This window comes from Pseudomonas sp. Tn43 (assembly GCF_014192635.1).
Taxonomy (GTDB): domain Bacteria; phylum Pseudomonadota; class Gammaproteobacteria; order Pseudomonadales; family Pseudomonadaceae; genus Aquipseudomonas.
Genome location: NZ_JACHYG010000002.1, coordinates 389,223 through 402,140 on the forward strand (window position 1 = coordinate 389,223; position 12,918 = coordinate 402,140).

The following is a 12,918-nucleotide window of genomic DNA, read 5'->3' on the forward strand; positions in this document are numbered from 1 at the left end:
ATAGTTCGAATCGCAACTTCAATCGGGCGTTTACAAAGGCAATCGACGAGCGGGAAAAGGCTCTCTCTCATCGAGACGGGGCGGCCGGGGCAAGACTTGATGTAAATCAAGTCTTGCCCGTTGCAGACTCCCAGAATTGGCGCATGTTTATCGGTATACCGAGCCCCTCGCGGAGAACGTCATGAACGATTTTTTGAGTGCCGAGCAACTGGAAGGACTGGATGCCTACTGGCGGGCCTCCAATTATCTGGCGGTGGGGCAGATCTACCTCAAGGACAACCCGCTGATGAAGGAGCCGCTGACACTGGCGCATGTCAAGCCACGGCTGCTGGGACACTGGGGTACGACGCCGGGGTTGAACCTGATTTACACGCACCTCAACCACCTGATCACGACCCACGACCTGAACATGATCTTCATCGCCGGCCCCGGGCATGGCGGCCCGGCGGTCGTGGCCCAGACCTACATGGAAGGGACGTACACCGAATTCAACCCGTCGGTGGGGTGCAACACCAACGGTCTGACCCGACTGTTTCGGCAGTTTTCCTGGCCCTACGGCATTTCCAGCCATGTTTCAGCGCAGATTCCGGGGTCGATCCATGAAGGCGGCGAACTGGGCTATAGCCTGGCCCATGCCTACGGCGCCGCGTTCGATAATCCGGATTTGATGGTGGCGTGTGTCATTGGCGACGGCGAGGCCGAAACCGGGACGTTGGCGGCCAGCTGGCACTCCAACAAGTTCCTCAACCCGGCGCGTGACGGGGCGGTGCTGCCGATTTTGCATCTGAACGGGTACAAAATCGCCAACCCGACCGTACTCTCCTGCATCAGCGAGGAAGAGTTATCGGCCTTGATGTATGGCTATGGCTACGACCCGTATTTCGTCGAGGGCGATGATCCGGCAGAGGTTCATCAAGCGCTGGCCAAAACGCTGGACACCATGGTGCTGGAAATTCGGGAAATTCAGCGGATCGCGCGCCAACGGCCGCAAACCCGGACACCGGAACGGCCGTTATGGCCGATGCTGGTGTTACGCACGCCCAAGGGCTGGACCGGGCCGACATTCGTCGATGGTCGTCGGGTCGAAGGCACCTGGCGCGCGCATCAAGTCCCGCTGGCCGATTTCCAGCAACACACGCATTTGCGCCAATTGGAGGAATGGCTCTACAGCTACCGACCTGACGAGCTATTTGACGCCAATGGCACCTTGCTGCCCGAAATCGCTGCCCTGGCGCCGACCGGCCACCGGCGAATGAGCGCCAATCCCCACGCCAACGGTGGGCTGCTGTTGCGATCGCTGGAGCTGCCGCGGTTCACCGATTATGCGGTGAATGTCGAGGTTCCCGGTGGTCTGCGTGCAGAAGCCACACGGGTGCTGGGAACATTTTTGCGAGATGTGATGAAAGCCAACCTGGCGTCGAGCAATTTTCGTCTGTTCGGTCCGGACGAAACCGCCTCGAACCGTCTGGATGCAATGTATGAAGTCAGCCTCAAGGCATGGATGGAGCCGCTGGGCGTCGACGACGTCAATCTGGCGGCCGATGGCCGGGTGATGGAGATTTTGAGCGAACAGGTGTGCGAAGGCTGGCTCGAAGGCTATTTGTTGACGGGCCGGCATGGGCTGTTTTCCTGTTACGAGGCGTTCATCCACATCGTCGACTCGATGTTCAACCAGCATGCCAAATGGCTGAAAACCGCCGCTGAAGTGCCATGGCGCAAACCCATTGCCTCGCTCAACTATTTGCTCACGTCCCATGTCTGGCGCCAGGACCATAACGGCTTTTCCCATCAGGACCCGGGGTTCATTGATCTGGTGGCGAACAAGACCGCGGACGTGGTCCGGATCTATCTGCCGCCCGACGCCAATTGCCTCTTGTCGGTAGCCGATCATTGCCTCAGAAGCCGCAATTACGTCAACGTGATCGTGGCCGGCAAGCAACCGGAGTGGCAATGGCTGAATATCGATGCGGCGATTCGTCATTGCCAGGTCGGCATCGGACGGTGGGACTGGGCCTGCCAGGACGATAGCGACCCCGACGTGGTCATGGCCTGTGCCGGCGACGTGCCGACCCTGGAAACCCTGGCCGCGGTCACCTTGCTGCGCGAATACGTGCCGGATTTGCGGGTGAGGGTGATCAATGTCGTCGACCTGATGGTCCTGCAACCGTCGTACCACCATCCCCATGGTTTGCCGGACAACGCATTCGATGAACTGTTCACCGTCGACCGGCCCGTGATTTTCGCCTTCCACGGCTATCCCGCGCTGATCCACCGACTGCTGTACAAGCGCACCAATCACGAAAATTTTCATGTTCGCGGCTTCAAGGACGAGGGGGCGACCACCACACCGTTCGACATGGCGGTGCTCAATAACCTGGACCGATATCAGCTGGCGCTGGATGTCATCGAGCGCGTGCCCAGGCTGCACGATCAGCTCCAGACTGCCCGGGCGCGTTACTGGGCGACGATGGAGAAGCACAAGCTTTATCTCATCGAACACGGGCAAGACATGCCCGAAGTGATGCAGTGGCAATGGACGCCGACGCCGGATAACCGGGCTTGATGGGGATCACAGTTTCGGTAATGCCGGGGCCGGCTTGAGCGGCATCAGTGGCGGGAATTCCTCAGGGGTGAGGGTTTCCTTTTCCAGCAACAGGCGGGCCCCCTCATCCAGGTCGGCCCGACGACTTTGCAGCAATGCCTTGGCCCGTTGGTAGGCTTCATCGAGCAGGGCGCGAATACCCAGGTCGATTTCCCGGGCGGTCTGCTCCGAATAATCCTTCTCGCCCACCGTGGCCATGCGGTCTCCCAGGTACGTTGCGTTTTGCCGCTCCAGCACCGATTGTCCGAGTTCGGCGCTCATGCCGAACCGGGTGATCAGTTGCCGGGCGATATCGGTCGCACGGACAAGATCATCGGCGGCCCCGGTAGAAATCTGGCCGTAGACCAGGTCTTCGGCGGCACGTCCGGCCATCAGCACGACAATCCGGTCCTTGAGCGTCTGGCAACTGATCAGGAAGTGATCCTCGGTCGGTCGCTGCAGGGTATAGCCGAGCGAGCCGATGGCGCGGGGCACGATCGACACTTTATGCACCGGGTCCATCGCCGGCAGCGTACTGGCGGCCAGGGCATGCCCCATTTCGTGATAGGCCACCACCCGGCGCTCGTCGGGATCGAGCAGGCTGCTCTTGCGTTCGAGCCCCGCGATGAGGCGCTCCACCGCTGCGGTGAAATCGTTCAGGCTGACCGCTTCGGCGCCGCGTCGAGTGGCGACGATGGCCGCTTCGTTAACCAGATTGGCCAGGTCGGCGCCGGTGAAACCAGTGGTGATCTCGGCGATACGCGCACCATCGAGCCCTGGCTCCACAATGACTTTTTTGAGATGGACCTTGAGGATGGCCTCCCGACCTTTGCGGTCAGGGCGGTCGATCAGAATCTGCCGGTCGAAGCGCCCGGCCCGCAACAACGCCGGATCGAGAACCTCCGGCCGGTTGGTCGCGGCCAGCAACACCACGCCCTCGCGCGGATCGAAGCCATCCAGCTCGGCCAGTAACTGGTTGAGGGTCTGTTCCTTTTCGTCATTGCCGCCCAGCGTACCGACGCCGCGCATCTTGCCCAGCGCGTCCAGTTCATCGATGAAGATGATACAGGGCGCCGCCTGCCTGGCCTGCTCGAACAGGTCGCGGACCCGGGCGGCACCGACGCCGACGAACATCTCGACGAACTCGGAACCGGAGATCGAAAAAAACGGCACACCGGCTTCACCGGCAATGGCTTTGGCCACCAGGGTCTTGCCGGTGCCTGGCGGGCCAACCAGCAAGGTGCCCTTGGGAATGTGCGCGCCCAGGCGTGCGTATTTGGCCTTGTCCTTGAGGAACGAGACGATCTCCACCAGCTCGGCCTTGGCTTCGTCGATGCCCGCGACATCGGCGAAGGTGACCCCGGTGTCGCGTTCGACAAACACCTTGGCCCGGGATTTACCGACATTCATCAGCCCGCCAAGGCCTTGTTTGTCCGCCATCCCGCGAAACAGGAAATGCCAGAACACCATAATCAGGACAAACGGCAACAACCAGCCCAACAGGCTGTTCATAAAGGTATTTTCAGTGACTCCGGTAAAACCGACGCCCGATTGAGAGAGTTCGGTCGCCAGCGCCGGATCGACTCGCACGGTGGAGAACCGTTCGCGTCCGTCGATGGGCTCATGCAACTTGCCGCTGATCTGGTCCTTATCGACCCGCAAATCACTGACTTTTTGCTCGTTCAACAGTTGCAGAAACTGGCTGTACGGGAGGGGCTGCACGGCCTGGCGCTCGCCAAAGAATATCTGCATGAGGCTCAGCACGATAAAAGCGATCGCGAAGTAGGACAGGTTCCACTGCTCGTTCTTTTTCATGGCCTTGGGCTACTCACGTCATGCCGATCATTCAGGAAACGGTGGCTGGGCAGGAGATTCCTTTTGTTCAATGTCAGTCAGGGTCGCCTCGGTAAGCAGCAAAATACTGGCCACTGAGACGGCATTTTCAAGGGCGATGCGCACCACCTTGGTCGGATCAATGATACCGGCTTCGTACATGTCGACATAACAATTGGCAGACGCATCGAAGCCAGTGTTTCCCGGTTCCGCGAGCATGCGCGCAACGACCACGCCGGCATCCACCGCCGAGTTCTCGGCGATGATCCGGGCCGGCGCTTCCAGGGCACGGCGAAGAATCTGCAGCCCAGTCTTGACGTCCCCCTCGTGGTTGGCCTCCTCGGCCGCGATAATCGGCACAGCCTTGAGCAGGGCCAGGCCGCCGCCGGGAACAATGCCTTCGGCAATTGCCGCGCGGGTCGCTGAAATCGCATCATCCAGGGCATCTTTACGTGCCTTCATCTCGGCTTCGGAAGGGGCTCCGACCCGGATCACCGCGACTCCGCCAGAGAGCCTGGCCAGTCGCTCTTGAAGTTTTTCACGGTCGTAATCGCTGGTGGTACTGTCCATTTGCGCACGGATCTGCTGCAGACGCGCCTCGATAGCCTCGCGTTTACCCGCCCCCCCGATCAGCGCCGTGCTGTCTTTCTGCACAACGACCCGATGCGCTCGTCCCAACTGGCTCAATTCGACCTGTTCGAGGTTGATGCCCGTTTCATTGGATATCACGGTTGCACCGGTCAGAACCGCAATGTCCTGGAGCATTTCCTTGCGTCGATCACCGAAGCCTGGCGCCTTGATCGCCACCGCCCGCAATACGCCCCGAATCTGATTGACCACCAGCGTGGTCAACGCTTCACCTTCTATGTCGTCTGCGATCAGGACCAGCGGTTGTCCACTTTTGGCGATTAACTCTAACAATGGAAGCAGGTCTTTGAGTGCGCCGATTTTATAATCACAGAGCAGCAGGTAGGCATCATCGAGTTCGACTTGCATCTTCTCTGCGTCCGTCACGAAGTAGGGCGAGACATAACCACGGTCCAAGCGCATCCCTTCCATCACGTCGACCACTGTTTCAGTGGTCTTGGACTCCTCGACACTGACCACACCTTCAATGCCGACCTTCTCCAGAGCGTCGGCAACCAGCTGACCGATGACAGCGTCGTTATGCGCCGAAAGCGTGGCGACCTGGATCTTTTCCTTTGGTGTGCTGACCGGGCGCGATTGGGCGACCAGCGATTGCATGACCAGAGCAAGCCCGCGGTCCATACCGCGTTTCAGGTCGATTGCACTGGCACCCGCGACGACGTTGCGTATTCCGTCAGCCAGGATTGCGTGGGCCAGAATCGTTGATGTACTGGTCCCGTCTCCTACCGCCTCGCTGGTGCGCTCCGCCGCCTGACGCAGCATCTGGGCACCCAGGTTCTCCTCGGGATCCAGCAGGTCGATCCGTTTGGCAATCGTCACGCCATCATTGCAGACCGTCGGATTACCCCATTTATTCTGAATCAACACCGATTTCGATTTCGGCCCAAGGGTCACTCGAACCGCGTCCGCCAACTGTGTTGCCCCGCACAGGATTTTCTCGCGAGCGGTAGCACGAAACAGGATTTTGGTGTGAGCCATCAGGTTGCTCTCCTGAGCAGTTCTACAACAAGTATGTCCTTGCAGCTTCTATGAAGTAACCCGTGCGGCGTTGACTTTTATCAACAAAGTCACAACCTTGCCGCCCCCTCGAATGCCAGTATACGGAGCACCCTCCGCACGGATGACCGACCGTCGGTTGTTGGCACGAATTGACAATTATCAACCTGTGCAACGAGGAACCGGGTCCAAATGAAATCTTGAAATTCACGGTGTTTTCAGTGGGTGCCGCGGGAAGAGGGGCGATTTGAAAACACGGCTTCGCGTGGGATTTTTATCCAGGACATTTGTGAGGAAAAGACCATGGACAAGTATCAGCAGAGTCAAAAAAACAAGCTGTTCAAAACCCCGGCGCATGATCCGTATTGTTTGCCGCGAGTCGAAGGTTCTGCCATCTGCTCGCAGTGTGGAGCCGCTTATCAGGCGGGTAACTGGACCTGGAAGATTCCTGAAAACACGGTGATTCATGACGCGCAATCGATGATCTGCCCTGCATGCCGGCGTATCAGTGACAGCAAGCCTGCCGGTACGCTGACGCTATCGGGCAGCTTCTTGCTTGAGCATCTGAATGAAATCATCAACCTGATCAAAAATACCGAGGAACAGGAAAAAGCGGAGCATGCCCTGGAGCGCCTCATCAGCCTGACCGACTCGGACGGTGCGCTGATTGTGACCACCACCGGTATCCATCTCGCGAACCGCCTGGGTCATGCAATTGAAGCGGCTTTCAAAGGACATGCCGATTATCAGTACAACGATGACGAGTACGGGCTGAGCGTCAGCTGGACTCGTGATGAATAAAACCAGCAGGTGCGCACCAACTGCTATCGCTTCCAGGCTGAGTGATGCGGGCAGCCTGCCTTGGCGCAGGTATTTGATCTATATCAACGCCAGGGAGACCCCGACGGAGGAGTCTGAAGTTAACGCTGGTGCTTGACCCAGCGAGCACGCAACGGCTGCCTCCCGCAACAGGCAGTGCAGGCGTTGAAAAGCCACCTGTCTGGAGTCAGCTCATGAGCCAGTATCAACGGTTATTACTGATCATCAACCCGGCCCTGCGCCACTCGCCTGCAATACATCATGCAGCGGCCCTGGCCAAGGCCAGCGGGGCAACGTTGCACATAGTTGCCTTGATAAAGTCATTGGACATTCTGTCGCTGCTGGAAGAGGGCGTGCGGGAAACGGCTCGGGAGGGCTACCTGCAGGATCATCGCGATTGGCTGCAGAGTCAGGCAAAAAATATCCGTGGTCGGGGGATCGAAGTGACGACGGAGGTGGCCTGGGCCGATGACCTGCAGCAGGACATTCTTGATCACGTCACGGAAATGCAGCCCGACCTGTTGATCAAGGAAGTTCAGCATGAGTCAGCGCTCAAGCGCGCGCTCTTCACTCCTCAGGATTGGCACCTGCTGCGCCACTGTCCGATTCCGGTCTATCTGGTGGGCGCCAGTGGCCATGCCTTGCCGCGCAAGGTGGTGGCGGCGGTTGATGCTAGCGATACCGACCCTTCAGACAGCGAGCTGAATGAGCGGATTATCCAGCAGGCTACCGGGCTCGCGTTGCAGTGTGATGCCGAGTTGCATCTGCTGTACGCCTGCGACACTTCGACAGACTATCTGGGGGATATGGGCGGTGGCGGTCTGACGCTGTTGGAACTGACCAGGCAGATGCGTAAAACCCTGGAGAAATCGTTTCTCAAGTTGGCCGGTCGATACGGTGTGCCGTCTGACCGTCGGCATTTCATCCTGGGACATCCCGTCTCGGCGCTGAGTGAGTTCGCCTTTGAGCAACACGTGGATGTGATCGTGATGGGCAGGGTCCAGTCTCACGGCTTGAACAAGCTTGTGGGCAGCACGACCGAACATATCCTGTATCAGGTGCCTTGCAGCGTTCTGGCCGTCTAAGGGCGGACCGGCATCATTGAAGTTGGCCACTGGCTGTGAGCAATAGCCCTGTATCGACGAGGTAAATCACATGCATTTGCCGATTATCAAAAAAACAATCGCCGATTTGCCGACTACGCCCAATTGGCTGGAAAGCGAGCAAGCCCGCCAAGCCTTTTCGTGGCAGGTGGAAGCAGACGAATTGGCCCGATTGCCGGGAGGCGGTTTGAACCTTGCCTATGAGGCGGTGGACCGGCATGCAATGGGCGGGAATCGCCAACATACGGCATTGCGCATTCTCGATCGCAATGGCGGGCACCGCGACATCAGCTACGCACAGTTGAGTGCGCAGACCAACCGATTTGCCAATGTGCTCAAAAAATTGGGCGTGGCCCCCGGCGAACGAGTGTTTGTGCTCTGCGGCCAAGGGTTGGAACTGTATCTGGGCGTGCTGGGAGGCTTGAAGCTCGGTTGCGTGGTTTCACCGTTATTCTGCGCGTTCGGCCCTGAGCCCATAGAAACCCGCATGCGGCTTGGCGAATGCAGCGTGCTGCTAACCAGCGAAACGCTTTATCGGCGCAAGATTGCGGCTATTCGTCAACGTTTGCCGACACTCAAACATGTGTTGCTGTATGACGCAGAGGGTGGGAATACGACGGCTGTGGAGGGCGCCCACAGCTTGCATCGACTGCTGGCCGAAGCCGATGACACTTTCGACATCGTCCGGACAACGGTCGACAGTCCCGCACTTTTACACTTCACCAGCGGCACCACAGGCACTCCCAAAGGTGTGTTGCATGTCCACGGCGCCACGCTGACTCACCGTGTCACCGCTAAATACGCGCTGGATTTGCACCCCGAAGATATTTATTGGTGCACCGCCGATCCGGGCTGGGTCACGGGGACTTCATACGGGATCTTCGCGCCGCTGTTGCTGGGTGTTACCAGCGTGGTCGAGGGCAACGAATTCGATGCCGAACGCTGGTACCGGATTCTCGAACAACAACGGGTAACGGTCTGGTACACGGCCCCGACGGCAATCCGCCTGTTGATGAAAGCGGGCGACGCATTGGCGCGCAGCCATCGCTTTGCGTGTCTGCGCTTTATTGCCAGCGTCGGAGAGCCGCTCAATCCCGAGGCGGTCTGGTGGGGCAAAGAGGTGCTGGGGCTGCCGATCCACGACAATTGGTGGCAGACCGAAACGGGCGGAATCATGATTGCCAATACCGTTTCGATGGCTATCAAACCAGGTTCGATGGGCAAACCCCTGCCAGGCGTCGAGGTCGCCATCGTCGAGCGCGGCGCGGACGGTGCACTGGTATTTCTCGATGATAATGAGGTCGGCGATCTGGCCCTGAAGCGGCCATGGCCCGCCATGTTTCGGACTTATCTGGGGCAGGAGGAGCGTTATCGACAGAGCTTTGTCGGTGAGTGGTACCTCAGTGGTGATCTGGTGCGTCGCGATGCCGATGGTTACTACTGGTTCGTTAGCCGTGGCGACGATGTCATCAAATCGGCCGGGCACCTGATCGGTCCGTTCGAAGTTGAAAGCTCGCTCATGGAACATCCGGCGGTGGCCGAAGTTGCGGTGATTGGCAAGCCCGATCCACTGCTGGGTGAAACCGTGAAGGCCTTCATTTCGCTCAAGAGCGGTTTCACCGCCAGCCAGGCCCTGCACGATGAGTTGCTTGGTCATGGACGCAAGCGCCTCGGTGCCGTGGTCGCGCCAAAGGAACTGGAGTTCGTGCAGGTACTTCCGCACACGCGTAGCGGAAAACTCATGCGACGTCTGCTAAAGGCCCGGGAGCTGGGTTTGCCTGAAGGTGATACTTCCAGCCTGGAGAATCCGTCGTGAGTCTCCAATCGTTGCCTCAGGATATTGCGCTCGACTTGCTACGGGACATGGTGCGCATCCGCCGTCTTGAGGAGCGCGCCGGCGAGTTGTACGGGGAGGGCAAGATCCGTGGTTTCCTGCACCTGTACATCGGTGAAGAAGCGGTCGCCGTCGGCGTTTTGCATGCATTGGCTGCCGATGATGCGGTGGTCGCGACTTATCGCGAACATGGCCATGCACTGATCAAGGGTGTGCCCATGAAGACGATCATGGCCGAGATGTACGGACGCCAGGAAGGATGTTCGCGAGGACGCGGCGGTTCAATGCACTTGTTCGATGCCAGCACACGTTTCTTCGGCGGCAATGCCATCGTGGCCGGTGGCTTGCCACTCACGGTCGGCCTGGCGCTGGCCGACCGTATGCAGGGGGGATCGCGTCTCTCTACGTGCTTTTTTGGTGAAGGCGCGATGGCGGAGGGCGCCTTTCATGAGTCCATCAACCTGGCCGCGTTGTGGCAGGTGCCGATGCTGTTTTGCTGCGAGAACAACTTGTATGCCATGGGCACGGCCCTGGCGCGTTCGCAGTCGCAAACCGATTTGTGTACCAAAGCCTCGGCGTACAAGGTCGATACCCGATCCGTCGATGGCATGGATGTGATTGCGGTGTACGAAGCCGCTTGTGACGCTGTTAAACATATCCGGGAGGGGCATGGGCCTTTTTTTCTGGAGTTTCGCACCTATCGATTTCGTGCCCATTCGATGTTCGACCCGCAGCTGTATCGTGACAAGGCTGAGGTGGAGCAATGGAAGGCGCGCGGACCGATTCATACCTACAGTGCACAACTCAAGGCAGAAGGCCTTTTGGACGAGCCCGGTTTTCTGGAGATCCTGGCCGAGGTGGACGCTGAAGTGGAAGCCGCTGTCGCTTATGCCGAAAGCGGGAGCCTGGAACCGCTTGAGGATTTGTCTCACGATGTTTACACCTCGAGGTCGGCATCATGAGCGCTCGCATGACGTATCGCGAAGCGTTGCGCGAGGCCCTGCGCGACGCGCTGCAGCGGGACCCACGGGTATTTCTGATGGGCGAGGACGTCGGCCGTTACGGTGGCAGCTATGCCGTGTCCCTGGGGTTGCTTGAAGCGTTCGGCCCCGAGCGCATTCGAGACGCGCCGCTGTCGGAATTGGGCTTCGTGGGGGCCGGTATCGGGGCCGCCTTGGGCGGCATGCGGCCGATTGTAGAAATCATGACCGTGAATTTCAGCCTGCTCGCCCTCGATCCTCTGATGAATACGGCAGCAGCCCTGAGGCACATGTCCGGCGGACAGTTCTCCGTTCCCCTGGTCGTGCGCATGGCCACAGGCGCGGGACGTCAGCTCGCCGCGCAGCACTCCCACAGTCTGGAAGGTTGGTACGCGCATATTCCCGGCCTGAAAATTCTGGCTCCGGCGACCCTCGAAGACGCACGCGGCATGCTCTGGCCAGCGCTGCTGGATCCAGACCCGGTGCTGATTTTCGAACATGCCCAGCTCTACAACATGGAGGGCGATACAGGCGACTGGGAGACGCTGGACATCCGTAGCGCCAAGGTCCGGCGTGTCGGTAACGACCTGACCCTGATCACCTACGGCGGCACACTCGGCAAGGCCCTGACGGCGGCTGAGCAACTGGCCGGGGAGGGCATTGATTGCGAAGTGATCGACCTGCGGGTTCTGCGCCCTCTGGATGACCAGGCAATCATGGCCTCGGTGTGTAAAACCCGTCGCGCCCTTGTCGTCGATGAAGGCTGGCGTAGCGGCAGTCTGGCCGCCGAGATCATCACGCGGATCGTCGAACAGAGCTTTTTCGAGCTGGATGCTCCGCCATCCCGGGTGTGCAGCGCCGAAGTACCGATCCCTTATCCCCGGCATCTCGAAGAGGCTGCATTGCCACAAGTGTCGACGATCGTCGCGGCCGCGCATGAGCTGTGCCAGGGAACGTCAGCGTGATGACGTCAACGTGTCGAAGCCAAGGCCGGGAGGGTCAACCATGATCGAATTCAAATTGCCGTCTCTGGGGGCCGATATGGATGAAGGCACGTTGCTGGAATGGAAAATCCATCCGGGCGATGCGGTCAAGCCTGGTCAGGTGATTGCCGTGGTCGATACGGCCAAGGCCGCCATCGACGTAGAGTGCTGGCACGACGGCACGGTCATGCAGTTGCTGATCGACATCGGAGCCAAGGTGCCCGTGGGTACACCCATCGCGCTGTTGCTGGAACCCGGTGAAAGTGCGCAGACTGCGCGACGGATACCGACTCCACCGGTGCTGACCGCAGAAGAAAACCGCTCCGGTGCACGCCCGCGAATTTCTCCGGCTGCACGCAAGCGCGCTGCCGAATTGGGGTTCAGTCTCAGCCAATTACAAGGCCATGGCCCCCACGGTGTGGTTACCCTGGAAGATGTCGAGGCTGCCGCCCGTGTGGCCCCGGAGCCGGACCATAACCAGGCCATGCGTCACACGATCGCAGCGGCCATGAGCCGTTCGAAGCGCGAGATTCCCCATTATTACCTGAGCGAAACCATCGCCTTGGGTAAGGCCATGGCCTGGCTGCAGGCACACAATGCACAAGGCACATTACAGGAGCGTCTGTTGCCCAGTGCACTACTGCTCAAAGCGGTGGCGTTGGCCCTGCGCGACTATCCGCAGCTCAACGGTTCCTGGCAGAACAATGCCTTTGAACCTGCACTCGATACTGACCTTGGGGTGGCAATTACCCTGCGTCAGGGCGGTCTGGTCGCCCCGGTTCTGCGTCATGTGGCGGACACAGCCCTGACCGATTTGATGAGAGAGCTGGCCAGCCTGGTCGAGCGCGCCCGCAGCGGCTCTCTGCGCAGCTCCGAGCTCGGTGGCGCGGGCATAACGGTCACTCAACTCGGCGATCAGGGCGTAGACAGCGTACTGGGTGTGATCTATGCGCCGCAGGTCGCTCTGGTCGGCTTCGGTCGTATCTGCGAGCGCCCCTGGGTGAATGAAGGCCAGTTGTGCGTCATGCCCACCGTCGTCAGCAGCTTGTCAGCTGATCATCGGGTCAGCGACGGTCACTATGGCGCTCGCTTTCTGGGGGAAGTCCGTCGCTTGCTGCAAACCCCAGAGAACCTATGAGGT

General features: G+C 59.5%; 9 protein-coding genes. 7 read left to right on the plus strand and 2 right to left on the minus strand.

Going from position 1 to position 12,918, the window contains the following annotated elements; translation table 11 throughout:
- Nucleotides 1–181: 181 nt before the first annotated feature.
- On the plus strand, nt 182–2,563 hold the full coding sequence (locus FHW68_RS06080; RefSeq protein WP_095631294.1) for a phosphoketolase: 2,382 nt from the start codon (nt 182–184) through the stop codon (nt 2,561–2,563).
- A 6-nt stretch (nt 2,564–2,569) separates the two neighbouring features.
- Here the strand turns inward: FHW68_RS06080 and ftsH are convergent, their stop codons facing one another.
- Together ftsH and groL are read right to left on the minus strand one after the other, a co-directional pair.
- Complete coding sequence (gene ftsH, locus FHW68_RS06085; RefSeq protein ID WP_183679340.1) at nt 2,570–4,396, minus strand: ATP-dependent zinc metalloprotease FtsH; 1,827 nt, start codon at nt 4,394–4,396, stop codon at nt 2,570–2,572.
- A 27-nt stretch (nt 4,397–4,423) separates the two neighbouring features.
- Nucleotides 4,424–6,040 carry a chaperonin GroEL gene (gene groL, locus FHW68_RS06090; protein WP_183679342.1) on the minus strand — a complete coding sequence of 539 codons (1,617 nt, stop codon included), beginning with the start codon at nt 6,038–6,040 and terminating at the stop codon, nt 4,424–4,426.
- A 321-nt stretch (nt 6,041–6,361) separates the two neighbouring features.
- Here groL and FHW68_RS06095 point away from each other — a divergent pair, with 321 nt between their 5' ends.
- The 6 genes from FHW68_RS06095 (at nt 6,362) to FHW68_RS06120 (ending at nt 12,915) form a co-directional block, all read left to right on the plus strand.
- Nucleotides 6,362–6,859 carry a BCAM0308 family protein gene (locus FHW68_RS06095; protein WP_095631291.1) on the plus strand — a complete coding sequence of 166 codons (498 nt, stop codon included), beginning with the start codon at nt 6,362–6,364 and terminating at the stop codon, nt 6,857–6,859.
- A gap of 212 nt (nt 6,860–7,071) precedes the next feature.
- Entirely contained in the window at nt 7,072–7,962 is an 891-nt protein-coding gene (locus FHW68_RS06100; protein ID WP_095631290.1) for a universal stress protein, read from the plus strand.
- A 70-nt stretch (nt 7,963–8,032) separates the two neighbouring features.
- Nucleotides 8,033–9,796: an acetate--CoA ligase gene (gene acsA, locus FHW68_RS06105; protein WP_183679344.1), complete on the plus strand. Its 1,764-nt coding sequence runs from the start codon at nt 8,033–8,035 to the stop codon at nt 9,794–9,796.
- A complete protein-coding gene (gene pdhA, locus FHW68_RS06110; RefSeq protein ID WP_183679346.1) occupies nt 9,793–10,776 on the plus strand; it encodes a pyruvate dehydrogenase (acetyl-transferring) E1 component subunit alpha in 984 nt (327 codons plus the stop codon). Before acsA ends, pdhA begins: the two co-directional genes overlap by 4 nt.
- Complete coding sequence (locus tag FHW68_RS06115) at nt 10,773–11,759, plus strand: alpha-ketoacid dehydrogenase subunit beta (protein ID WP_095631287.1); 987 nt, start codon at nt 10,773–10,775, stop codon at nt 11,757–11,759. Before pdhA ends, FHW68_RS06115 begins: the two co-directional genes overlap by 4 nt.
- A 40-nt stretch (nt 11,760–11,799) precedes the next feature.
- Entirely contained in the window at nt 11,800–12,915 is a 1,116-nt protein-coding gene (locus tag FHW68_RS06120) for a dihydrolipoamide acetyltransferase family protein (RefSeq protein WP_183679348.1), read from the plus strand.
- Nucleotides 12,916–12,918: the final 3 nt, after the last annotated feature.

Coding starts and splice junctions, on each gene's coding strand:
- FHW68_RS06095 (WP_095631291.1), top strand. CDS start 6,362: ATGGACAAGTATCAGCAGAGTCAAAAAAACAAGCTGTTCAAAACCCCG.
- FHW68_RS06080 (WP_095631294.1), top strand. CDS start 182: ATGAACGATTTTTTGAGTGCCGAGCAACTGGAAGGACTGGATGCCTAC.
- FHW68_RS06115 (WP_095631287.1), top strand. CDS start 10,773: ATGAGCGCTCGCATGACGTATCGCGAAGCGTTGCGCGAGGCCCTGCGC.
- ftsH (WP_183679340.1), bottom strand. CDS start 4,396: ATGAAAAAGAACGAGCAGTGGAACCTGTCCTACTTCGCGATCGCTTTT.
- acsA (WP_183679344.1), top strand. CDS start 8,033: ATGCATTTGCCGATTATCAAAAAAACAATCGCCGATTTGCCGACTACG.
- FHW68_RS06120 (WP_183679348.1), top strand. CDS start 11,800: ATGATCGAATTCAAATTGCCGTCTCTGGGGGCCGATATGGATGAAGGC.
- groL (WP_183679342.1), bottom strand. CDS start 6,040: ATGGCTCACACCAAAATCCTGTTTCGTGCTACCGCTCGCGAGAAAATC.
- FHW68_RS06100 (WP_095631290.1), top strand. CDS start 7,072: ATGAGCCAGTATCAACGGTTATTACTGATCATCAACCCGGCCCTGCGC.